Source organism: Streptomyces sp. NPDC006335 (assembly GCF_040612795.1).
GTDB lineage: Bacteria > Actinomycetota > Actinomycetes > Streptomycetales > Streptomycetaceae > Streptomyces.
Genome location: NZ_JBEXQX010000025.1, coordinates 1 through 22,398 on the forward strand (window position 1 = coordinate 1; position 22,398 = coordinate 22,398).

A 22,398-nucleotide genomic window follows, 5' to 3' on the forward strand; every position below is an offset into this window, starting at 1 on the left:
ACCCCCGCCACATACGCCGCCACACCACCGAACGTGACCTGCACACCCTTCGGCCGCCCCGACGAACCCGACGTATACACCACATACGCCAGCTGCTCGGCCCGCGGCTGCGACGGCTCGACGGGCACCGTGGCCGCCAGCGTCAGCCGCACCACCGGATCGTCCAGCTCCACGACACGCAACCGCCCCGCGGGCAGGTCACCCACCGTCTCGCCCGTGCCCACCACCACCGCCGCGCGGCTGTCGGCGAGCATGAACCCCAACCGGTCGGCCGGGAACGCCGGATCCAGCGGCAGATACGCGGCACCCGCCAGCCACACCCCCAACACCGCCGTCACCATCTCCACCCCCGCGGGCAGACACAGCCCCACCACGGACTCAGGCCCCACCCCAACCCCACGCAAATACCCGGCCAGCCTCCCCGCCCGCTCCGCCAGACCGCCGTACGTCAGACACCCCTCCGGACCCACCACCGCCACCGCGTCACCAGCGAAACCCGCACGCTCCAACACCAGGTCCGCAACCCCACCCCGAGCCAGGTCCGCAACCCCCGCCCCGCTCCAACCCTCCACCAACTCCGCACGCTCGTCGGCGGTGAGCATCGGCAGACCCGACAGGCGGGTCTCCGCGTCACCGGCGACCGCGCCCAGCAAGGTGATCAGGTGACCGGTGAGCCGGGAGATCGTCGCCGCCTCGAACAACGCGGTGCTGTACTCCACCATCCCGATCAGGTCCGTGCCGTCGTCCACCATGATCAGCCGCAGATCGAACTTCGCGATCACGTCCGTACCGACGTCGCCCGGATCCTCGACGTCGTAGTTGAAGAACGCCTGGAACAGCGGGGTGCGGGAGCGGTCCCGCTCGCTCACCAGCGCCTCGACCAACTGTTCGAACGGCAGGTCCTGATGGGCGAAGGCCCCCAGGGCCGCCTCTCGCACCCGTCCCACCAACTCGGCGAAGGACGGGTCTCCCGACAGGTCGGCGCGCAGCACCAGGGTGTTGACGAAGAATCCGATCAGGTCCTCGGTCTCGGCACGGTTCCGGTTCGCCACCGGAGTGCCCGCCACGACGTCGTCGGTTCCGCAGTACTGTCCGAGCAACGCGGCGTATGCGGCGTAGACCACCATGAACATCGAGGCGTCGCTCTCGCGAGCAACCCTCCGCAGCCCCTGTGCCGTATCGCCGGGAACCGCGAACCGGGTGACCCTCCCCGACGACGACCGGACCGGCAAACGCGGGTGGTCGGTAGGCAGTTCGAGCACGGGCAGGCCGTCCAGCCGGTCCCGCCAGTAGGCCAGCTGCCGGTCCAGCACGTCGCCGGTCAGCCACGAGCGCTGCCAGAGCGCGAAGTCGGCGTACTGCACCGGCAGCGGCGGCAGTGGATCCGGCTGCCCCGCACGGAACGCCTCGGTGAGGGCCGCGAGTTCACGCCGGAGGATCCCGCCCGACCATTCGTCGAAGGCCACGTGGTGCATCGTCAGCGACAGCACGTAACCGGCTTGGCCGAGCCGGATCAGACAAGCGCGCAGCAGCGGACCGGCGGCAAGGTCGAAGGGGGCGACCGCGTCGAGGGCGATCAGCCGGTCGGCCGCGCGCACCGGCTCCGCCGTCGCCGACACGTCGGCAATCGGCAGCGGTACCGGGCCGGGCGGATCGATCACCTGCCAGGCCGTCCCGTCGGAGCCGGCCACCAGCCGGGTCCGCAGCGCCTCGTGCCGGGCGACCACGGCGTCCAGCGCCGCCCCCAGGGCGCGGACATCGGTGTCCGCCGCCAGCGGCACCCGCATCGGCACGTTGTACTCGGCCGACCCGGGTTCGAGCTGGTCGATGAACCAGAGCCGCTGCTGGGCGAAGGACAGCGGCAGCGCCTGGTCGCGGGGCGCCGGTGTCACCGGCGGGGCCGGGGTCCGCGCCGACGGCCCTTCGACGGCCGCGGCCAGGCCCCGCACCGTGGGCTGGTCGAACAGGACGGCGAGCGGCAGCTCGACCTCGAACACCGCGCGCACCCTGGAGATCACCTGCATGGCGAGCAGGGAATGTCCGCCGAGTTCGAAGAAGTCGTCGAGTGCCCCGATCGGGCGCACGCCCAGGACCTCGGACAGGATCTCGGCCAGCAGGTCCTCGGTGGGCGTCGCGGGCGCGACGTAGGGGCTGTCCAGACCGGGGCGGTCCGGGCCGGGGTCGGGGAGGGCGGACCGGTCGGTCTTGCCGGCCGGAGTGAGCGGCAGTGCGGACAACTCGGTGTACGAGGCCGGAATCATGAAGCCCGGCAGCTTGCCCCGCAGGTACTCCCGCAGGTCGGCGGCGCTCGGGATGCCCGCGCCGGGACCGGCCGGGAGCAGGTAGGCCGCCAGCCGGGACCGCGTCCCGTCCCCGGCCGGCGCCACGACCGCGGTCCGGACGCCGGGGTGGCCGGCCAGCACGGCCTCCACCTCCCCCAGCTCGACCCGGAATCCGCGCACCTTGACCTGGTCGTCGGTCCGGCCCACGAACTCCAGGTCACCGGCCGCGGTCCGCCGCACCCGGTCGCCCGTCCGGTACAGGCGCGTCCCGTCCCCCGCGAACGGGTCGGCGACGAACCGCTCCGCGGTGAGGGCCGGGCGGTGGCCGTAACCGCGCGCCACCTGCGGTCCGCCGATGAACAGCTCCCCGGTGACCCCGGCGGGCACCGGCCTCAGCTCCTCGTCCAGGACGTGCAGGGACATGCGGGACACGGCGGAGCCGATCGGCGGCGCCTGCCGGACCTCGGGATCGACCTGGCCGGTGGTGACCATCACGGAAGCCTCGGTCGGCCCATACGTGTTGACCAGCCGGCGGTTCCGTGCCCACGCCCGCGCCACCCGCTCGGTGAGCCGCTCGGCGCCCACCAGGACAGTGCCGAGGCCGGGCAGGTCCTCCGGTGACAGCACGCCCAGCAGGGACGGCACCACACTGGCGGCCTGCACCGCACCGGCTTGGAGCAGAGCGGTCAGCCGGGACGGCTCGGCCCGCTCCTGCCCGGTGGCCACCACGAGGGTCGCGCCGTACGCCAGCGTGGCCGCGATGTCGAGCACCGCGGCGTCGAAGCTGAACGAGGCGAACTGCAGCATGCGCACGCCGGGAGCCACCCCGAGCACGGGTCCCAGCCCGGCCACCAGATTGGCCAGCCCGGCGTGGGGCACCTGGACGCCCTTCGGCGTCCCGGTCGATCCCGACGTGTAGATCGTGTAGGCCAGTCCGGCCTGGTCCACCGCCACCGGTTCAGGCGGCGCGGTGGGCAGCGCGGCCAGCTCCGCGCGTACGGCGGGGTCGTCCAACCACACCACCTTGGCGTCGTCCACCGCCTGCGCGACGGCGTCGTCCGGGCCGCTCGCCGCGGTCCGGTCCCCGACCAGGACGGTGGCGCCGCCGTCGGTGAGCATGAACGCGAGCCGCTCGGGCGGGTAGTCCGGATCCAGCGGCAGGTACGCGCCCCCGGCCTGCCACACCGCCAGTACGGCTACCACCATCTCCGCACCGCGCGGCAGGAACAGCGCCACCGTGGATTCCGGCCCCACTCCCAGGGCGCGCAGATACCGGGCCAGCCGGGCCGACCGCCCCAGCAGCCCGGCGTAGGTGAGCGACCGCTCCCCGCATACCAGTGCCACCGCATCCGGGTGGGCCGTCGCCCGGGCGGCGATGAGCTCGTGCACTGCGATGAAATCGGCCATTTCCCCACCGGACGGGTACTCGGAAGGCACTGCCAACACCTCCGCCTCAACGCGGCGTTCAGGAAGTCGTGGGACCGGAACCGCCGCCGGCCTGCCGGACGAACTGCTTGTCGTACAGATCCGCGTAGAGGCCGCCCGACTCGAGCAGCACCTCATGGGTGCCGCGTTCGACGATCTGGCCCCCGTCGACGACCAGGATCTGGTCGGCGTCGCGGATGGTGGACAGTCGGTGCGCGATGACCAGCGAGGTGCGGTCGGTCAGCGCGGTCTTGAGCGCACTCTGGATCGCCGCTTCGGACGCGGAGTCGAGATGAGCCGTGGCCTCGTCCAGGACGACGATCGACGGGGCCTTCAGGAGCAGCCTCGCCAGGGCGATCCGCTGCTTCTCGCCACCGGACATCCGGTAGCCCTGGTCGCCGACCATCGTGTCGAGGCCGTCGGGGAACGATGCGATGAGATCCCAGATCCGGGCCGCGTCGCAGGCCTCGACCAGCTCGGGCTCGGAGGCGTCCGGCCGCGCGTACAGCAGGTTGGCCCGGATCGTGTCGTGGAACAGATGGGCGTCCTGCGTCACCACGCCTATCGAGTCGCGCAACGAGGTCAGCGTGAGGTCACGGATGTCGTGCCCGCCGATCCGCACGGCTCCCGAGTCCGGGTCGTAGAACCTGGGCACCAGGTGGGTGATGGTGGTCTTCCCCGCGCCTGACGGACCGACCAGCGCCGTAAGCCGCCCGGCCGGAGCGAGGAAGCTCACCTCTTTGAGGATCGAGGCCTTGTCGCCCCGCTCGGGTGCGGGGAGCGAGATCGACTCCAGCGAGGCCAGCGAGACCTTCGCCGCGTCGGGGTAGCGGAACGAGACGTGCTGGAACTCGATCTCCGGTACCGCGCCGTGGCCGTTGGAGGCGGCGCTCGCGGCGACGGGTAGCACCTTGGCTTCGGGCCGCTCCGCGACCAGTGGCTTGAGGTCCAGCACCTCGAAGATCCGGTCGAAGCTCACCAGCGCGACCAGGACACTGACCGGCAGGCTGGACAGCATGTTGACCGGGCCGTACAACATGGTCAGCAGGGTGATCATGGCGACCAGCGTGCCCACCTGGAACTCGCCGTTGACGACGAGGGCGCCGCCGACACCGAGCATCAGGGCGAGGGCGAGCGTGCTGGCCAGGCCGATGACGAGGGCGAGCGTCTCGCTGGTCACGTCGGTCTTCACGCCGATGTCGCGGACCCGGCTCGCACGCCCGGTGAACAGGGTGGACTCCTCGTCGCGCCGCCCGTACAGCTTGACCAGCATCGCCCCGGCCACGTTGAACCGCTCGTTCATGAGCGAGCCCAGCTCGGCGTTGAGCTGCATGGTCTCCCGGGTGAGCCGTTCCAGCCGGCCTCCGATGATCTTCGCGGGGAGGATGAAGAACGGGATGGTCAGCAGGGCGGCTATGGCCAGCTGCCAGGACAGGTAGAACATGGCGACCAGCACCAGGACCAGGGTCAGCAGGGTCTCCGCGGTCTGTGACAGCAGCATCGTCACCGCCTGCTGCGCCCCTACGACGTCGGTGTTCAGCCTGCTCACCAGCGCGCCGGTCTGGGTACGGGTGAAGAAGGCCAGCGACTGCTCCTGCACGTGCGCGTAGGCCTGGCCCCGGAGATCGAAGATCAGGCCCTGCCCTATCCCGGCAGACAGCCGGGCCCGGAAGTAGTCGCTTGCGGCCTTCAGCAGGGCCAGCCCGGCGAGGGTCAGGGCCAGCCCGACGACGACCTCCATCCTGCGCGGCACGACGCCCTCGTCGATGACCTTCCCGAACAGCACCGGGGTGAGGGCCGCGGTGCCGGCGCCCAGCAACGTGACGGTCGTCAACAGCAGCAACAGCCAGCGGTACGGGCGGACGTAGGGGACGATCCGCGGGATCGTCCCGGGTCTGAGCCGCTGGTGGGGCTCCGGCCGATCTGCGACTTCCGTGCCGTCCAGTCCCGGGGGACCTGGAACAGTCCTGCCTGTCATTCGACCGACTCCGTCCGGTACCCGTCCTCCACTATCCCTATGTGCTGATGGCAGAGAAATTCTGGGCGAAATAAATCAGCAGATTGCATTCTTCGTCGTCCGATACCTGCACGCCGGTGACGACGCCGATCAGCAACAGATGGGTGTTTCGCTCGATGATGTCGTCGACCTTGCAGATGAAACTCGCGGGGGCGTCATCAAGGACCGGGACGCCTTCCGCACTGGGCCGCCACTCGCCGTGGTCGAACCGGGCGGTCCCGCGGATCCCGGCCACGTTTCCGGCGAACACCTCGGCGACCCCGCGGTGCCGCGTGCCGAGGATGTTGACCGCGAAGGCGGGCACATCCTTGATCACCTCCCCCAGCCGGCTCCGCCGGTTCACACCGACGACGAGGGAAGGGGGGCACAGCGACAGCGACGAAACCGCCGTGGCGGTCAGGCCGCACCGCTTGCCGTCGGCGGTGGCGGTGGTCACGACGCACACACCGCTCGCCAGCCGCCGCATCCCCCGGACGAAGCCGTCGGCCAGGTCCATGATCAGTTCTCACTCCGCAGTCGGCGGAACCCGCGGGGGGCGGGCGGCGACGCCGCGAGCGCACTCTGCTGCTCGCGGCAGCAGTTCCCGTGGTGCCAGGAAATGCCCGCGGAGCTGCCGCCCTTCCCGGTGCTCCTGGTCACCAGCGCCATTCATGCTGGCCGTAGAGGTGGTCGGCCTTGACGCCCTGGGCGGAGCTCCAGGTCATGAACTCCTCGACCTGCTTGAGCTGGACGGAGTCCTCGTTGTACGAGGTCGCCATGACGTGGCCGACGAGCCACTGCTCCTCGCCCATGGCGTAGATGTAGGCCTCGCTGGCGCCCAGTTCGGTCACGATCGTGCTGGCCTGTGCCGCGTTGGAACCCGACAGCGTCCGCGAGTCGCTCATCTTCTTGCTCACCGGCCGGACCAGCAGTGCCTGGTACAACCACGTGAGCGGAGCGCCCGCGCATTCCATGCCCAGGAACGCCACGTCGATCTGCCCGACGTGCTGACGCATGTGGCGGTAGAGCCCGGGATCGATGCCGGAGGAATCCGCTCCCACGAAGATCTTTCGCCCGCCCAGTTCCAGGAAGTACGTCGACTTGGCCCTGATGTCCAGGTCGGCGTGTTCGCCGAGGAACGGCGCCGCGGTCACCTTTCCGCCCGGGAACTCCACCTCGGAGAAGTCGTCCACCTCGATCACGGGCAGACCGACGTGCTGCAGGTAGAGCGCCAGCGACGGATCGCAGATGTTGCCCCGTGAGGCCCGCGGAACGACGACGGCGCCGACCCGGCCGCGCAGCTGCAGCAGCGTCTCCAGCACGATGTGGTCCTGGTGGCCGTGGGTGAGCAGCACCAGGTCGATGTAGTCGGGCAGGTCCCGGTAGGTGTACCGGTCGGACGCCGTGCTGTCGGCGCTGACCCAGGGGTCGGTGATGATCGCGGCTTCCGGCGTCTGCATGACCAGGCAGGCGTGCCCGAAGTAGCGGATCCGGCCGCCGGCATCGATGTGCCGGTCGCTCGCCAGGTCGGGCGCGTCGGTCAGGAGTGCGTTGAGCTGGTCGGCTTCGGCGTCGCCGAGTTCCAGCGCCTCGCGCAGGCGCGCCCGTGTCGTCGGCTCGATCCGGGCCCGGAACAGGTCGACGAGGCCGGGGTGGCGGAACGGGATGGGCAGGTCGAGCACGCCGGGGTTCGGCAGTCGCGGGGTGCTGAGGATGAAGGGCCGCTCGATCCCGGTCTCGCGGGACAGCTGCACCGACTGCCGGTCCTCGGAATAGACGCTGCTCGCGTACACCACCGGCTCGTGGAACCGCATCGACGCCTGGTTGCTGACGTCGTAGGCGATCTCCACGAGCCCGGAGAGCTCGGGGGGCAGCTTCGGGTAGAGCGGTGTCAGGTCGAACCCGGTCGCTTCCCGCCCGACGAGCTCGTCGGCCTCGGCGATCGCTTCGGCGAAGCGAAGCTGCTCCGCCCGATCGCGCTTGATCGAGGCCAGCAGTTCGCGTACTTCGCCGCTGCGCTCCTCAGGGATGTTGACGAAGAAGCCGCCCCGCAGCTCGGGGTTGGCACTCGCGTTGATATGCACCTGCGGAGACTGCAGGTACGACTCGAGAAGCGGCACCTGAAGGAAGGCCAGGTTCATCGCCGACTGGACCGGGGCCACATTGTGCATCCAGGCATAGAACCGGTCAACGAGCGGTTCTATGATCGCGTCCGAGCGAAGAAATATCGGCTCGTCCATTTCGGTTCTCCTTCAGCTGTCCGGTGCTGCTCAGTCGACGAGCACTTCGGCTTCTGCTACAGCCTTCAGGCGCCCGGTCCCCTTGAGGGTGGTCAGGTCGATATCGGCGATGCAGCGCACGTGGTCGTCGTTGAGAATGAGCGTTCCCTCGACGTGCACGCTGCCGCTGCCCTGATCGAAATCGGCCCCGCTGGTGTCGGAGGCCGAGCGGTCCAGTTGAATTCCCAGATCGGTGCCGCCACGTGTCTCCGTGAACTTGATGAACACCGTGCCGATCTCGTCCAGCCGGGTCCTGAACTCCTCCAGCGAGGGGTTCGGTCCACCCACCGCCACCGGCTGATCGGTGGACAGGCGCTGGGTCAGTTCATCCATGGGTTACCCTCCCGAGGGCGATTTCTTCGCCGGTTGTCCGCTCAGCTCTGTTCCGACTCCGTGTAGGCGAAGGCCAGATCTTCCGGAATCTCGAACTTCAGGACCTCCGTGCAGAACTCCCGCCATTCGGGAGTGACGTCGGAGAAGAGCCTCTTGTCCTTGTCCTTGCCGACCGGACTGATCAGCACCGTGAGTTCGTCACACAGAAAGACCGGCTGGTCATCCGCGATGTCGTGCTCCTCCGCCGCCGCGCCGGCGGCCCAGCCGGGGAACTTGCGCAGCTCACCCAGTGAATAGGCTTTGCAGTACTTCTTCACCAGTAACCCTCCAGAAGTTCCTGCCTTCATCAGGGATCATTCGGCGCCAGATGGACTTTACGACAGCGGCGCTTCCCCATCGAGAGTGTCAGCCGCGAATCCCGGAACCGCACCTGTTCAACTGGCGCGATTCACCGGTTGAACAGGTGCGGTCATCATGTCTTGGCAGTGATGTTCCTGGATGCCATAGTTCAGTGATCTCATACCGCGGGGCCCGCGACCATTTCACGGCCGGCCCCGGACCGCGCTCCTGCCGGAAGCGAGATGTAGTCGATGAGCAGCACCGAGGGCATTAGCGAAGAAGCGCACGTGGTTGTCGTCGGCGGCGGACCTGGCGGATCCACGCTGGCGACGCTGATCGCGATGCGCGGGCACCGTGTCGTCCTGCTCGAGAAAGAGAAGTTCCCCCGGTGGCAGATTGGCGAGTCACTGCTCCCGTCCACCGTCCACGGGGTCTGCCGCCTCACCGGCGTCGCCGATGAACTCGCGAAAGCAGGTTTCACCAAGAAAAAAGGCGGCACAATGCGCTGGGGAGCGAACCCCGAGCCGTGGACGTTCTCCTTCTCGGCGTCGCCAAGAATAACCAGTGAGACTTCCCATGCCTACCAGGTCGAGCGGAGCAGATTCGACCAGATCCTGCTCGACCATGCACGGCACACGGGCGTGGACGTCCGCGAGCAGCACGCCGTCGTCGACGTCATCGACGGCGACGGCGACGGCCGGGTTCACGGCGTGACCTACACCGACGCCGAGGGCTCCCGGGGAACGATCCGCGCGCGGTACGTGGTGGACGCCTCGGGCAACAAGAGCCGCATCCACCAGCGGGTCGGGGCGACCCGGGAGTACTCGGAGTTCTTCCGCAGCCTCGCGCTCTTCGGCTACTTCGAAAACGGCAAGCGCCTGCCGGAGCCCAACTCGGGCAACATCCTCTGCGCCGCCTTCGACAGCGGCTGGTTCTGGTACATCCCGCTCAGCCCCACTCTCACCAGCGTCGGCGCGGTCGTGCGGCGGGAACTCGCCGACAAGATCCAGGGCGATCCGGAAGAAGCGTTCACGTCGCTCATCGCCGAATGCCCGCTGATCACCGAGTACCTCCAGGGGGCCACGCGGGTCACCGAGGGGCAGTACGGGCAGCTGCGGGTGCGCAAGGACTACTCCTACGCGAACACGAGATTCTGGCGCCCCGGCATGGCGCTCATCGGCGACGCGGCGTGCTTCATCGATCCCATCTTCTCCTCCGGCGTCCACCTGGCCACCTACGGTGCGCTGCTCGCAGCGCGCTCCATCAACAGCGTGCTCGCCGGGACGCTCGACGAAGACACCGCCTTCCGCGAGTTCGAGAGGCGGTACCGCCGCGAGTACAGCGCGTTCCACGACTTCCTGGTGTCCTTCTACAACCTGCACGTCAACGAGACCTCCTACTTCTGGTCCGCGAAGAAGGTCACCGACAGCAACAGTTCCGCGCTCGAATCGTTCGTCAGCCTGGTCGGCGGGGTGTCCTCGGGCGAGGCCGCCCTGGCGACGCCGAAGACGCTGGCAGAGCGCTACAAGAGCCAGTCCAGCGAGTTCGCGGCAGCGGTGGACGAGCTCGCCGGCAGCGAGGAACCGAGCATCCTGCCGCTGATGCGGGCCCAGGTGGTCAGGGACGCCATGCAGCAGGGCGCCAACGAACAGATCCGCGCGCACCTCGGGTCGGGCATCGGGCCCGAGACCCCGCTCTTCGACGGCGGCCTGATCGCCTCGCCCGACGGCTTGAGCTGGTCACCGCCCGCCTGACCCGTGGAGGCGACCGGTACCGGAAGGATTCCCATGCGGATAACCAGGCCAGCCGCACACGCGCGTGTCCCCCTCGACCAGATCGATCTGACGGACACCGACCTCTACGTCAACGGAGACGCCCACCTCGTATGGCAGACGCTCCGGGCCGAGTGCCCGGTGTTCTGGCAGAACCGGGGAGACGGCCACGGGTTCTGGGCCGTGACCCGGCGGGCCGACGTCCAGCGCGTGCTCAGTGATCACGAGACGTTCAGCTCCGAGGGCGGGACCGCCATCGCCATGCTCGACGCGCCGGACCCGGCCGCCGGCCTCATGATGCAGTCGACCGACCCGCCCCGGCACCGGAAGTACCGTGAGCAGCTCGGCAAGCCGTTCTCCGCTCGCGCCGTGCCCGCCTACACCGAGTTCGTGCAATCGTTCGTCAAGAAGTCCATCGAGCCGGCGCGTGACGGCGAAGTGTGGGATGTGGCGTCGTCGTTCGTCCGACTGCCGATGGCCCTGTGCGCCATGATGATGGGCCTGCCGGACGACGACATCGACCCGCTGCTCCGGCTTGCGTACGCCTCCCTCGCACCGGACGACCCCCGCTACAGCACCCATGGCGCCGCGAAGCCCACCGCCGGTCCGGCGCACTACGAGATCATGGGCTACTTCGCGAAATGCATCGGGGACCGGCGCAGGAATCCCACCGACGACCTGACCAGCTACCTGATGTCGATCGAGGTGGCCGGGCGGCGCCTGACCGACGAGGAGCTGCTGTACAACTGCCTGAGCCTGCTCCTGGGCGCCGTGGTCACCACCTCGCACGTCGTCAACGCGACGATCATCGCGCTGGCGGAGGAGAACGGCGGGGAAGGCTTCTGGCCGCACGCCATGCCGGCGCGGACGGCCGTCGAGGAGGCGTTGCGCTGGGCCTCGCCGGTGACCCACTTCATGCGGCGTGCTCGCCACGACACCACGATCGCCGGCCAGAAGATCGCGGCCGGTGAGGCGGTCACCGCGTGGCTCGCGTCCGCCAACCGCGACGAGAGCACGTTCGAGCGGCCGTACGGCCTCGATTTCGAACGCACGCCGAACCGGCACATCGTGTTCGGGGCCGGTCCGCACACCTGCCTGGGCCGTCATCTGGCCCAGCTGATGCTGCGGAGCTCCTTCACGGAGCTGTGCGCAGCCATCGAGTCCTTCGAACTCGCCGACGAGCCCGTGCACCTCGCCTCCAACGAGATAGCCGGCGTGGTCAGCCTGCGCGTACGGACCACGTTCCGGCGCTGAGGATCGAGCCGCCGCTGCCGACCGGACACCTAAGTCCGCAGACCTGAGCGGGGAGGGCGGTGGCGTGATCACCGGCGGGTGATCGACGCGATCGCGTTCAAGTACCGCACCGGCACGCCCTGGAGGGACCTGCTCGAGCACTGCTGACGGGACCTGGGGGAAGGTCTTCACCGCCCTGCTCGCCCAGGCCGACGCACGCCGCCGGGGCCCGGCAAAAGGGGCCCCGGCCCGTGAACCGGACGACCATGCCCTCGGACGGTCCCGCGGCGGTAAGACACCAGGATCCATCTCGCCGCGGACAGCCGCAGCCGGCCACTCGCCTTCGTACCCACGCCCGGCCAGGCAGGCGACGCACCTGCGTTCCCCCAGGTCATGGCCAAGTCACGGGTGCCGCGGGCGATCGGCCGGCCCGGAACCACCCCGGAGGTGGTCCTGACCGAAGGCCTATCCTCAACCCTGCGACATGGTCGCCCGGTGCAAGAAGCGAGGCCGAGCCGGCGGCCGCCCGCCGGCCTTCGACCGCGAGGCGTACAAGCGGCGCAACGCCGTCGAACGGTGCATCTCGTCAGCGAGTGATCCGAAGGAAACGGCCTGGGTGTGCTGCCCGGCGGATCATCCCGCGGACGCGGGGCTGCCACACTTATCCGCGTTGATCAGCCGCCGTTGCTTTCCTGCGACCTGATCCGCCGGACAGGATCTGGCGCCGTAGCCGCACGGCACCCCCCGCGGCTACTCCTCCCAGCTCACGGCGGGAGCCGGATCCCTCTCCAGCACCACCGGGAGGCTGCTCATGCCGGTGAGGAAGTTCGAATAGATCCAGCGTTCGGGCCCGGCCTGCTGGATCCCGCCGACGAAGGCTCGCAGACCGTCCAGCATCGCGCGGATCTCGATCCTCCCCAGGTAGGCACCCAGGCAGAAGTGCCGCCCGTGCCCCAGCGCCAGGTGCCTGTTCGGCGAGCGGGTGATGTCGAATCGATCGGGGTCCTGGAACACCGCCTCGTCCCGGTTGCCGGAGATCAGCCACAGGGTGACGAGGTCGCCCGCCCTGATGGTGCGGTCCCGCAGGCTGACGTCCGCGGTGGCGGTGCGTCCGAAGTGCATCGCCGGTGTGGTCCAGCGCAGCACCTCCTCTCCCGCCGCCTCGACGGACGACTCACGGCCCTTGAACGCCCGCCACTGATCGGGATTCCGGATGAAGGTCCGGACGGCTCCTATCATGGCCAGTCTGCTGGTCTCGTCCCCGCCCATGATCAGGCTGTAGCAGTTGAGGACGATGTCGAGGTCTTCGAGGCGCCGGCCGTCCACCTCCGCGGTCGCCATCAGGCTGATGGGATCGGCCCCCGGGGCTTTGCGGCGTTCCGCCACCAGGTTCTGGAAATACACCACGAGGGCGCTGCGCGCAGCCATGTCGGCATGGGCTTCCGGATTCTCGTAATCCGACGCCAAGGCGGACTTGGTGAGCTTGGCGACTTCCTGTCGGTCCCCCCGGGGAATATCTAGAAGGTCACATATCGTCTCCAGCGGTATGGCGGATGCGATATCGCGGGCGAAGTCGCATTCCCCCTTCTCGGTGGCTTCGACTATCAGCTGCCTCGCGATCCGGCGCACATGGCGTTCGACCCCCGCCACTGCGCGCGGAGAGAACGCCTCGAGCAGGATCTTCCGCAGGCTCGTGTGATAGTTCCCGTCACTGACCGCCAGCATGCGGCCGGCACCCATGTCCGCGCCCTTGAGCATGGTCGCCAGGACATTGCCCTTCTCCGACGTGAAATTGCCGTCGTCCCGCAGCACTCGCGCGATGTCGTCATACCTGGTGACCACCCAGAATCCTGGCCCCTCGGACGTCGCCGCGTGCCAGTGCACGGGATCCTGGGCACGCAGACCCCGCCACACCTCGGGCATGTCATGATCGCGGTAACTTTTCGGGTCCACGAGATTCGGCACTACGAGCGAGGATCGGGCCATGATTTTCCGTCGTCTCCTTCGCGTGCGCATCCATCGATGACGCATCAGGTCGAGGATTTCTCCGGTCTGAAACTCAGCCCGTCGGAGCGGAGCCGGTCGATCACCGCAGTTGTCTCGTCGAGCAGGCCCATGCCCGCCAGCCAGCTGTCCGAGTAGAAGGTGTCCAGATACTTGGCGCCGTCATCGGGGCACAGGCACAGCGGAAGCGAGGTTTCCAGCAGATCGGCCCCGGTGACCATCGCGTAGAGCACGCTGCCGCTCGAACCGCCCACGGCGATTTTGAGGTCATCCCTCAAGACCCTGCACATGGCGAAGGACTCAGCTGCTCCGATCACGGCGAAATCGTCGTAACAGGTCTCGTCGAGGAAGCTCGACCGCAGGCTGGACCCGATGCCCGGCACAAGTCGCCGGCCCGCGCTGTCGGTGATCGCCTGCGACCCCACCGCGTCGACCGCCACGATGCGCATGTCAGGGCGGTGGCGGCGCAGGTACGACGAGACGCCGGCGAGCGTGCCTCCGGTCGAGACGGCGACGTAGACACCGTCACAGGCGGGGCCGCCCTGCTCAGCGATCTCCCGGCCGGTCGTGAGCTCGTGAATCCGCGGGTTGGCGTGATTCCGGTACTGGTCGGGCCACCGGTACTCGGGGTTGGCGTCCAGCAGGCGGGCAACCTCGCGCAAGCGGCTGACCAGGTACCCGCCGTACTGGTCCGGTTCGTCGATGAGTACCGTCTCGGCTCCCCAGCGGCTCAGCCGCTCGCGTGTCGCGGCCGGTGTCCTCGGGTCGATGACCGCGATGCACCGGCAGTCGATCTGCCGCAGTAGTGACGCCATCGCCAGGCCCAGGTTGCCCGATGTCGACTCGATGACAACACTGCCCGGAGTCAGTGGTCTTTCGTTTTCGAGCATCAGGATCAGGCCGCTTGCCGTGCGATCCTTGATCGACCCGGTGATATTCTCACCTTCGAGCTTGAGCAGAAATCTGTGGCGCATCCCGCGGTATTCAAAGGCTGCGGGCACCGTGGGCGTGGGTCTGAGATTGTTGCGGAGAAAGGAGGCGACAGTTCGTGCCGAAGTTCGGTCCACTGTCCACCCTCCCGACAACACGATGAGCGCCCGCAAAAAGCACGGCCCCAAACCCTGCGAATAAACCTAGGGCATGACTGATTTGGGAGCTACCTCGATACTTGGTGCCCCGCCTCCGCCTTCCTCGGCGTCCGGGCCGGAACCGGCAGCGGACCGGCGACGGCGGCCTCGTCGGCCTCGTCGGCCGAGAAGGCACGCCCCGACGGCCGGAACGGGCACAATGAGGGCATGGGCCTGACGAGTGGGGGCTGGGCGGGAAAGGAGCGGCAGACCGGGGCAGGTCCGCTGCCCCTGAAGGTGACGGGCGTGCTGCTGGGTGGGGCGGCGACTGCCGAGTCCATCGGACGAGCGGTGATCTCCGACTGGAGTCTGTCGAACGTCTCGGTGTTCTGCCTGCTCGGGCTCGCCGGCACACTGCCACTGGCCTTCCTGCCCCCTGCCGCGGCCGCGGCGTGCATCTGCGCCATCGCCGTCCTGTCACTGGCGGGCTTCCACGCCCTGACCGTGGCGGCCTCGTGTGCCACCTTGATCGTCTTCTACCGGCTCGGCCGGACGGGCCCCCGGCACGGCGGCGCCCTCATGCTCACTCCAGCCGCGGCCGTGTCGTTCCTCTCGCTGGCACTGTTCAGCAACCCGGAGCGTGAGGTCGGGATTCTCACCGTCGTGCTGGCCTCGCTCGCACCGGCCGCGGCCTGGGCCGGTGCCGTCCAGCGAGGACACATCGACGCCGAGCAGCACGGGGCGGCCCGGCAGGCCATCATGGGCCGTCTCATGGAGCACACAGCCCGGGGCGAGCGTGCGCGCATCGCCCGCGAGCTGCACGACGTGGTCGCACACCACATCTCCATCATCGCGGTGCAGGCGGAGACGGCCCGGCTGACCACTCCCGGTATGCCGCCCGCCGGGGCACAGCGCCTGTCCGAGATCGGCGACGCCGCACGGGCCGCGCTGACCGAGATGCGGCGGCTGCTCGGCGTGCTCCGCGAGGACACCGAGATCAAGGACACCGAGGACCGCCGCCCGCAGCCCAGCCTCAGTCAGCTCAACGAGCTGCTGGACGACGTCCGGAACACCAACAGGTCCGGGACGAGGCTGATCATGCGGGGCCGGCCGGTGCCACTCGATTCCGGCATCGAGCTGGCCGCCTTCCGCATCGTCCAGGAAGCACTGACCAACGCACGGCGGCACGCGCCCGGCGCTGCGGTCGATGTCGAGCTGGTCTACACCAAAGAGGCGTTACTCCTGCGTATTCGCGACAACGGACCTGGGCCGCCTGCGGCGCCGTCCGGCGCGGGACACGGACTGCTGGGGATGCGCGAACGCGCCGCAGCGGTCGGCGGCCGGCTGAGCGCCGGGGCCGCGCTGAGCGGCGGTTTCCTGATCGAGGCCACGCTGCCGGCCAGGGTGGAACAGTCCCCGCTCAGCGCGGTGGACACGGTGAACGTCGAGACGGGGAGCATGCGGTGACCGGTTCGCCACCAGACATTCGGATCGTCGTGGCTGACGATCACCTCGTGGTCCGCACCGGGTTCGCCGCGCTGCTGGACACCCAGCCCGACTTCACGGTGACCGGCACCGCCTCCGACGGGTTACAGGCGCTCCAGATGTGCTCTGATCTGTCCCCGGACGTCGTGCTGATGGACGTGCGCATGCCCGGCATGGACGGCATCACCGCCACCCGGCAGCTCACCGGTGCAAACCCGGGCGGCACGCGCATCCTCATCCTGACGACGTTCGACCTGGACCATTACGTCTACGACGCGCTCTGTGCCGGCGCCAGCGGCTTCCTGCTCAAGGACGTCAACGCCGAGACCCTCTTCGAAGCGGTACGGGTCGTAGCGAGTGGTGAGGCGCTCCTCGCGCCGAACGTGACCCGCCGTCTCATCGCGGAATTCACCCGGCTCCGCCCGCAGTCGCAGGACACGCCCGCTCCTGAGCTCGACAGGCTCACCGCGCGCGAGACCGAGGTCTTGCGGCAGATGGCGCGCGGCCTGTCCAACGCGGAGATCGCCAGTCGGCTCGTCATCACTGAGGAGACCGTGAAGACACACGTGAGCCGGATTCTGGCCAAACTGGAACTGCGTGACCGGACGCAGGCCGTCATCATCGCCTACGAGACGGGGCTGATCATCCCGCAAGCCCGGTAACCAGGTGACTCCGTCGAGGATCACCTTCGCTGCTCGTACCGGTCTCCGGCAATCGAGGCGTGTCGCGACTGCCGCCGGTGGGTCCAGCGGCCGGCGCGTGCGTCCGGCTGAAGTCCCCGGACAGGCGAAGAAAGGAACCTCGTCCGGTGGCGCAGCCGCGCCGTGTAGCCTTCCGGATCATTCACCACCAGCCTCCGGTGCAGATTCCGGATCTGATGATGCGGAACACCCGGCCACAGGTGATGCACCGTGTGATATCCGTCCCCGTGCGGATGGATGAAGATTCGCGACATCAGTCCCAGGTTGGAGATGGTCGCGTCGAACACGGTCTGCGAGCCGGTGTAGACGTGCTCGTTGCACTCTCCGAGGAAACGCACCACAGGCAACAGGACGCCGTAGCCGAGGAGCCAGACGCCCGCCGCGGCGAAGGCGGCCGGCCAACTCCCCCACACGAGCCCCGCAGGCCCGATCGCCAGTACGACGGCCCAGAGGAACGGTATGGCGGGAAGCCTGCCCAGCCCCCCTGAGGTCTCCTTCCACCGGCGCCGGTAGGCCCGCGTCCGGCTGAGCGAATCCAGCGCGAACGACAGGATGCTCGCCCGGTCCAGCTCTTCCCATCCGAACTGCCGGTAGTTGGCGAGGTCAGGATCCTCGCGGGTTCCGAAGCGCCTGTGGTGCCGAAGGTGCGACGCGCGATAGACGCCGAGCCGCGCCCCGGTCGGAACGCAGGCGAGCACCGTGGCCAGCAGATCGTTGAGGCGGCGGTTGACGCGGGTCCAGTTGTGGTGGGACGCCTCGTGGGCCATGCACTCCAGCGCACGAAACTGCCGCCCCAGCAGCACTGCGCCCAATCCGGACACGGCCAGCCCGGCCAGGATGTGCCAGCCGGTCCACAGGACCGGCCAGGCGCAGCCTATGACGATCATGACGATGACGGCCTGATCCACCATCGCCAGCAGGGCGGACAGCCACAGCTTGGTCGCATGAGCGTCGGCGACCGCCCGGCGCTCCTGCGGCGGCGTTGCGTATCCCCGTTGATAGGGGCGGTCGGCAGCGCGCCGGGGCGACGACCCCATGGACGGGCTGGAGTGTTCACCGGCTGCGCTGGACATCGTCAGCTCTTGTCCAGGAATTCGACGATCGCCGAATTGACCTCGTCGGGGCGCTCCAGATACCCGAAGTGGCCGCAGGCCGGGATCTCCACGTAGTCACAGTCGGGTATGGCCTCCGCGACCTCCGCGGCCAGGTGCGGCGGGGTGATGAGGTCATGCTCGAAGGCGATCACCCGGCAGGGTACGGCCACATCCCGAAGCGCCTTCCTGCGGTCCTGGCTGGTGTCGATCCAGACCTGCCCGCCGCCCACGTCACCGCTCGGTGAGAGCCGGAACGTGTCCAGCCACAGGGGAATGGTCCCGTCGTCGTTCAGCGTCGCCGGCGACAGCGCCTGCATCGCCGCCGTCGCGGCGTGGTAGTCGGGCGGAAGCTTGATGCCGCTCGCCTCCAGCGCCTGCTCCGCCTTGGCCTGGGCGTTGCGGATGGCGTCCGAGCGCGCCTTCGTGGCGATGAGCACGGCGCACCGAACCAGTTCAGGGGAACTGATGAGCAACTCCTGAGCGATCAGCGCGCCCAGTGAGGCTCCGACGATCCGGCACGGCGCGAGGGCCAGCCCCTCGATCACTCCCCTGGTGTCGGCGACCATGTCGGCCAGTGAATACTTCCCGGCGGGGACGTCCGAGGGCGGGATCCCCCGGTTGTCGAACGTGATCGCCTGGTACCCGGCCTCGCCCAGAGCGGGCGTCTGATGCATGGTCCAGACCCGGCCGGCGGCCGCGGATCCCATGATCATGAGGACGCGCTCGCCCCGGCCGAACCGCTCATAGGCAATCCGGATGCCATTGGTGAAGACGTACGGCATGGCGGTATGGACTATTCGCCATCGAGCGCGATGCGCAGGCTCTTGGGCCGCATGTCGGTCCAGGTCGCTTCCAGGTATTTGTCGCACTCTTCCTTCGAGGCGCAAACCCCCGTCTCCGTCCAGCCGCCCGGCACCTCCAGATCGGCCGGCCAGAGTGAGTACTGCTCCTCGTGGTTGATCAGCACCTTGAATCGCGCTTCCGGTGTATCGAAGTCAAAACTCACGGTTCGCATGACAACCTCCCGCTTCCGGGTCAGGACATCTCCACTATCGCAATTCACCGCGCATTTATTCAATGCTGTGCCGTTCAACTGCGGCACGGGATCGGTTGAACACCCGGGCACGTCCGCTCACCGGGCATTTCTCTCCTACGAGACAGCCCGGCTACGGCGGTGTCCGGCGGTCAGTCGGCGTCCGAATCATGGGCCGCCTGCTTTTTCGCCTGAAAACGGCCTGCTTTAGCTATCACATCGTCGCTGTAGAGCCGCAGCGCCTGCTGAAGCGAGAATTCCGCCATGTACCGGAGGAATTCCTCGGGAGTTTCCTCGGCGAGAGTCTGCATCCGCCGGTTGGCCACCACCGCGGGGCTCTGCAGACGAGCCAGGCACCTTTCCGTGGCCGCGTCCAGTTCATCGGATTCCGCGATCTCGTCGACCAGCAGCCGGGCGTCCGGTTCGCTCGCCCGGATCCTGCGCCCGGTCAGGATGATCTGGCGGGACAGCCGCGGACCGGCTCGTTTGGTCAGCCGGAGGTTGGCGGCACCGGGAATGATGCCCTCGTCGGCCGCGGGCAGGCTGAGGTAGGCGTCGGCCGCGGCGAGCACCTGATCGAAGACGAGCAGCAGCTGTGCGCCTCCGCCGATGGCGAAGCCGTCCACCACGGCTACCCATGGCTTCTCGATGGTCCGCGAGTGCCAGCGCGCCCCGTCCACGGTCAGAACTCCACGAAGCAGCTTGTGGATGTACCCCAGTTCGCGCCGGAGCAGGAAGTCCACCAGCGAGATGCCACCGCCGTGCAGCGCCCTGAGGTTGATGCCCGCGCTGAACACCCGCCTGCCTCGATAGCGCGGGTGGGTCATCACTCCGCCGCGCAGCAAGCCGACGCTCACGTTCGGGTCGAGCAGCGCGAGGTCCACCGCGGTCTCCATGTCGTCGACCTGGCGGTCGTCTTCCGCGTTCAGGCAGTCGTCCCGGCACATCGTCAGTCGTGCCACCTCACCGGTGCGCAGCAGTCTCACCGACCCCAGGTCGGCGCTGCCGGTCCGGATGAACTCCGGGAGCAGCCGCAGTGCGCGAGGCGTCGGTCGCAGCATGGCGTCGAGCAGGTGGGGGCCTGCCACGGGCGAGCGCAGCACGCGGCTGAAGAAGATGCCCTGATCTATCTCGTGCCCCTCCTTGCCGGCCTGCGGTCGGCGTCGTTCGGCGGCGAGCTGGTCAGCGGTGGGCACCAGACCGGGAAAGGCACCTGCTGCGGCCTCCACGAGTTCCGCCAGGCGCAGGTGACGCGTGCGGCCATCGGTGAGCTCGTCGTAGACGGCCTCGGCGTGGGCGTCCATGAACCTGCAGCGCAGCGCACGAGCGGTGTCCTTGGCGGCGGCCGCTGTGGCCCGCTGCTCCGGTGACCGTTGGCCGGGCGCCGGCAGGGCCGCGAGTGCGTCGTCGCTGCGGCGGGCCGCCCCGGCCAGCGCCCGCCGGGCACAGGAGAGGTCTTCCGCGCTGACGGCCGGAGGCTCCTCGAGCACGGCCGGCGCCGCCCCCGGCCCGGTCATCGGCCGCTCTCGGCAGAGGAGAGCCGAAGCGCACGATCGCAGGCTGCCAGGTGCGCGCCCAGCGCTTCCTCGAAACTGATCACGGAGGCGTCATGCATCAGTTGCCGCCTGATGGCGAGCTCTGATCCGGGAATCGCCTCGGCCAGCCGCATGGCGGCCGTCAGCGCGGTCTGCGTGTCCACGGTCAGCTCGTCGATCAGGCGCATCGCGACCGCGTCGGCGGCCATGATCGGGATGCCGAGAAGCACCGCCCGGCGAGCCGCGGCGGAGCCCGCCTGCCGCACGATCCGGTACAAGGCCATACCCGGCCAGGTCGCCAACGCCTGTCTGGCCATGAGCAGCCGCAGCGAGTCCGTCCCGATGCGGTAGTCCGTGGCCAGGAGTGCCTCCAGCGCGACCCCGCCGCACTCGCCCGAGGCCACCGCGACCGTGGCGGCCGGGAGGCGCTCGAAGCGTCGCAGTGCGCGTTCCCACTTGCTCACCAGGGCAACGGTGATGCCCTCGTCGGAGGGCTCTGCGGGGGCTCCTGACACATGCAGGATGACCGAACCGCGGTCAGCGCGGTCCTCCGCACGGTCGCACAGGACCTCGAAGGCCGCCACCAGCTCAGCCGACAGGGGGAGCCTGCCGTCGACCCGGATGACCAGGTCGTCCCTCTCCCGCGTCACCACTGGACCAGCGCCGTCTCGATGGTCGATCCCGGCCCCATCGTCATCAGCACGCCGTAGTCACCGGGCCTGGTGACACCCTCGCGCACCAGTCGCTGGTAGGAGAACAGGAAGGAGGCGCTCGACAGGTTTCCGTAGTCCCGCAGCACTCCGGTGGTGTGCCGCACCTCATGGCGAGTCAGGCCCAGGTTCACGCGGACCGCGTCGATGACCTTCTTGCCGCCGGAATGGACCAGCCAGTGGCTGATGTCGCTGCGGCGCAGCCCGGCTCCCGACAGGAGTCGGTCGATGACGAACTCGGCATGGGCGCCCACGACGTAGGGGATGCCCGGGTCCAGGAAGAAGCTGAACTTCCCCTGCGACCCGTCCCAGTCGTAACGCATCGCCTCGAGCGCGTCCGTGATGACGTGGCTGGCGAACGAAACGAGCCGCGGCGTTCCGGTGGCGGGCGCCGACGGGGCGCAGGCCTGGCCGTCCGCCCGGTCGCCGCTGACTATCCCGACGGCGGCCGCACCGTCGCCGAACAGGCTGTTCACGACCGCGGTCCGCATCGTCGAGTCGAAGACGTAGGCCGCGGAGCAGGCCTCGGCGCACAGCATGACGGCCAGTTCGCCGGGGTGAGCGGCCGACCATGAGGACGTCACACCCAGCGCGTTCAGCCCCGCGTTGCATCCCATGCCCACTATGTCGACCCTGCTGCACGACGGCGCGATGCCCAGGTCGCGGATGAGCAGGGCGCTCAGACCGGGGGTGAGGAATCCCGTGGAGGTGACACAGCACAGGTGTCTGACGTCCTCCAGCGCGGCTCCCATGTCCTTGAGGCACGCCTCTATGGCCCGCGCTCCCATGTCGACCGCCAGCGCCTTGTGCTTGGCGAGCAGCTCTCCTTGGGTCTCCTGGACGCGGACCCCACCGTCCCCTGGTGCGGGGAGCGTCAGGTAACGCCGCTGAATGGCGCTGTTCAGGAAGACGGACCGGACCTTGGTGTCATCGATGCCGAATTCCTCCAGCACCTCTTCCTGGGAATACGCCTCCCCGGCCACGGCAGTCCCGACGCCGGCGATCTCCGGGGTACCCGGCGCCGCTGGATTCCGGACGCCGGAACTCGCGAGCTCCACGCACATGGTCATCGGTACTTCCACCCCCACCTGCGACGCTGACTCCGCACAG

18 protein-coding genes and 1 pseudogene are annotated in these 22,398 nt (G+C 68.8%); 5 read left to right on the forward strand and 14 right to left on the reverse strand.

What is annotated here, in order from left to right; translation table 11 throughout:
- From ABZ098_RS40420 to ABZ098_RS40445, 6 genes are all read right to left on the reverse strand, one after another.
- A partial coding sequence (locus ABZ098_RS40420) for an amino acid adenylation domain-containing protein (protein ID WP_356599233.1) occupies positions 1-3,689 on the reverse strand: 3,689 nt, incomplete at its 3' end.
- A 58-nt stretch (positions 3,690-3,747) separates the two neighbouring features.
- Positions 3,748-5,685, reverse strand: coding sequence for an ABC transporter ATP-binding protein (locus ABZ098_RS40425; RefSeq protein ID WP_356599235.1), 1,938 nt, complete (start codon positions 5,683-5,685; stop codon positions 3,748-3,750).
- Between the two features lie 37 nt (positions 5,686-5,722).
- Complete coding sequence (locus ABZ098_RS40430) at positions 5,723-6,220, reverse strand: flavin reductase family protein (RefSeq protein ID WP_356599237.1); 498 nt, start codon at positions 6,218-6,220, stop codon at positions 5,723-5,725.
- 139 nt (positions 6,221-6,359) lie between these two features.
- Entirely contained in the window at positions 6,360-7,943 is a 1,584-nt protein-coding gene (locus ABZ098_RS40435) for an MBL fold metallo-hydrolase (RefSeq protein ID WP_356599239.1), read from the reverse strand.
- Positions 7,944-7,973: 30 nt separating this feature from the next.
- Complete coding sequence (locus tag ABZ098_RS40440; protein ID WP_356599241.1) at positions 7,974-8,315, reverse strand: hypothetical protein; 342 nt, start codon at positions 8,313-8,315, stop codon at positions 7,974-7,976.
- A gap of 41 nt (positions 8,316-8,356) precedes the next feature.
- Complete coding sequence (locus ABZ098_RS40445) at positions 8,357-8,662, reverse strand: hypothetical protein (protein ID WP_356599243.1); 306 nt, start codon at positions 8,660-8,662, stop codon at positions 8,357-8,359.
- Positions 8,663-8,905: 243 nt separating this feature from the next.
- On the opposite strand from ABZ098_RS40445, the gene ABZ098_RS40450 reads away from it, so the two are divergent.
- From ABZ098_RS40450 to ABZ098_RS40460, 3 genes and pseudogenes are all read left to right on the forward strand, one after another.
- The gene (locus ABZ098_RS40450; RefSeq protein ID WP_356599245.1) at positions 8,906-10,408 is read left to right on the forward strand and encodes a tryptophan 7-halogenase; all 1,503 of its coding nucleotides are present in this window, start codon (positions 8,906-8,908) and stop codon (positions 10,406-10,408) included.
- Positions 10,409-10,441: 33 nt separating this feature from the next.
- Entirely contained in the window at positions 10,442-11,680 is a 1,239-nt protein-coding gene (locus ABZ098_RS40455) for a cytochrome P450 (protein WP_356599247.1), read from the forward strand.
- 42 nt (positions 11,681-11,722) lie between these two features.
- Positions 11,723-12,245: pseudogene (locus ABZ098_RS40460) on the forward strand (IS5/IS1182 family transposase); the annotation flags it as partial.
- 164 nt (positions 12,246-12,409) lie between these two features.
- Here the strand turns inward: ABZ098_RS40460 and ABZ098_RS40465 are convergent.
- Together ABZ098_RS40465 and ABZ098_RS40470 are read right to left on the reverse strand one after the other, a co-directional pair.
- Entirely contained in the window at positions 12,410-13,645 is a 1,236-nt protein-coding gene (locus tag ABZ098_RS40465; RefSeq protein WP_356599249.1) for a cytochrome P450, read from the reverse strand.
- 44 nt (positions 13,646-13,689) lie between these two features.
- Positions 13,690-14,751, reverse strand: a complete 1,062-nt coding sequence (locus ABZ098_RS40470) for a pyridoxal-phosphate dependent enzyme (RefSeq protein ID WP_356599416.1) — start codon at positions 14,749-14,751, stop codon at positions 13,690-13,692.
- A 207-nt stretch (positions 14,752-14,958) separates the two neighbouring features.
- Between ABZ098_RS40470 and ABZ098_RS40475 the strand changes: the two genes are divergently transcribed.
- Positions 14,959-16,197, forward strand: a complete 1,239-nt coding sequence (locus tag ABZ098_RS40475; RefSeq protein WP_356599251.1) for a sensor histidine kinase — start codon at positions 14,959-14,961, stop codon at positions 16,195-16,197.
- Positions 16,194-16,877: a response regulator transcription factor gene (locus ABZ098_RS40480; protein WP_356599253.1), complete on the forward strand. Its 684-nt coding sequence runs from the start codon at positions 16,194-16,196 to the stop codon at positions 16,875-16,877. The genes ABZ098_RS40475 and ABZ098_RS40480 overlap by 4 nt, the downstream gene beginning before the upstream one ends.
- Positions 16,878-16,897: 20 nt before the next feature.
- Here ABZ098_RS40480 and ABZ098_RS40485 read toward each other — a convergent pair whose 3' ends face one another.
- The 6 genes from ABZ098_RS40485 to dpgA form a co-directional block, all read right to left on the reverse strand.
- Complete coding sequence (locus ABZ098_RS40485; protein ID WP_356599255.1) at positions 16,898-17,989, reverse strand: fatty acid desaturase; 1,092 nt, start codon at positions 17,987-17,989, stop codon at positions 16,898-16,900.
- 2 nt (positions 17,990-17,991) lie between these two features.
- Positions 17,992-18,792 (reverse strand): alpha/beta fold hydrolase, encoded by an 801-nt coding sequence (locus tag ABZ098_RS40490; protein ID WP_356599257.1) that lies wholly within the window; start codon positions 18,790-18,792, stop codon positions 17,992-17,994.
- A gap of 11 nt (positions 18,793-18,803) precedes the next feature.
- Positions 18,804-19,016 (reverse strand): MbtH family NRPS accessory protein, encoded by a 213-nt coding sequence (locus ABZ098_RS40495; RefSeq protein WP_356599259.1) that lies wholly within the window; start codon positions 19,014-19,016, stop codon positions 18,804-18,806.
- A 179-nt stretch (positions 19,017-19,195) separates the two neighbouring features.
- Positions 19,196-20,560, reverse strand: coding sequence for a (3,5-dihydroxyphenyl)acetyl-CoA 1,2-dioxygenase DpgC (gene dpgC / locus ABZ098_RS40500; protein ID WP_356599261.1), 1,365 nt, complete (start codon positions 20,558-20,560; stop codon positions 19,196-19,198).
- Positions 20,557-21,228, reverse strand: coding sequence for an enoyl-CoA-hydratase DpgB (gene dpgB / locus ABZ098_RS40505; protein WP_356599263.1), 672 nt, complete (start codon positions 21,226-21,228; stop codon positions 20,557-20,559). The genes dpgC and dpgB overlap by 4 nt, the downstream gene beginning before the upstream one ends.
- The gene (gene dpgA / locus ABZ098_RS40510; RefSeq protein ID WP_356599417.1) at positions 21,225-22,352 is read right to left on the reverse strand and encodes a 3,5-dihydroxyphenylacetyl-CoA synthase DpgA; all 1,128 of its coding nucleotides are present in this window, start codon (positions 22,350-22,352) and stop codon (positions 21,225-21,227) included. The genes dpgB and dpgA overlap by 4 nt, the downstream gene beginning before the upstream one ends.
- Positions 22,353-22,398: the final 46 nt, after the last annotated feature.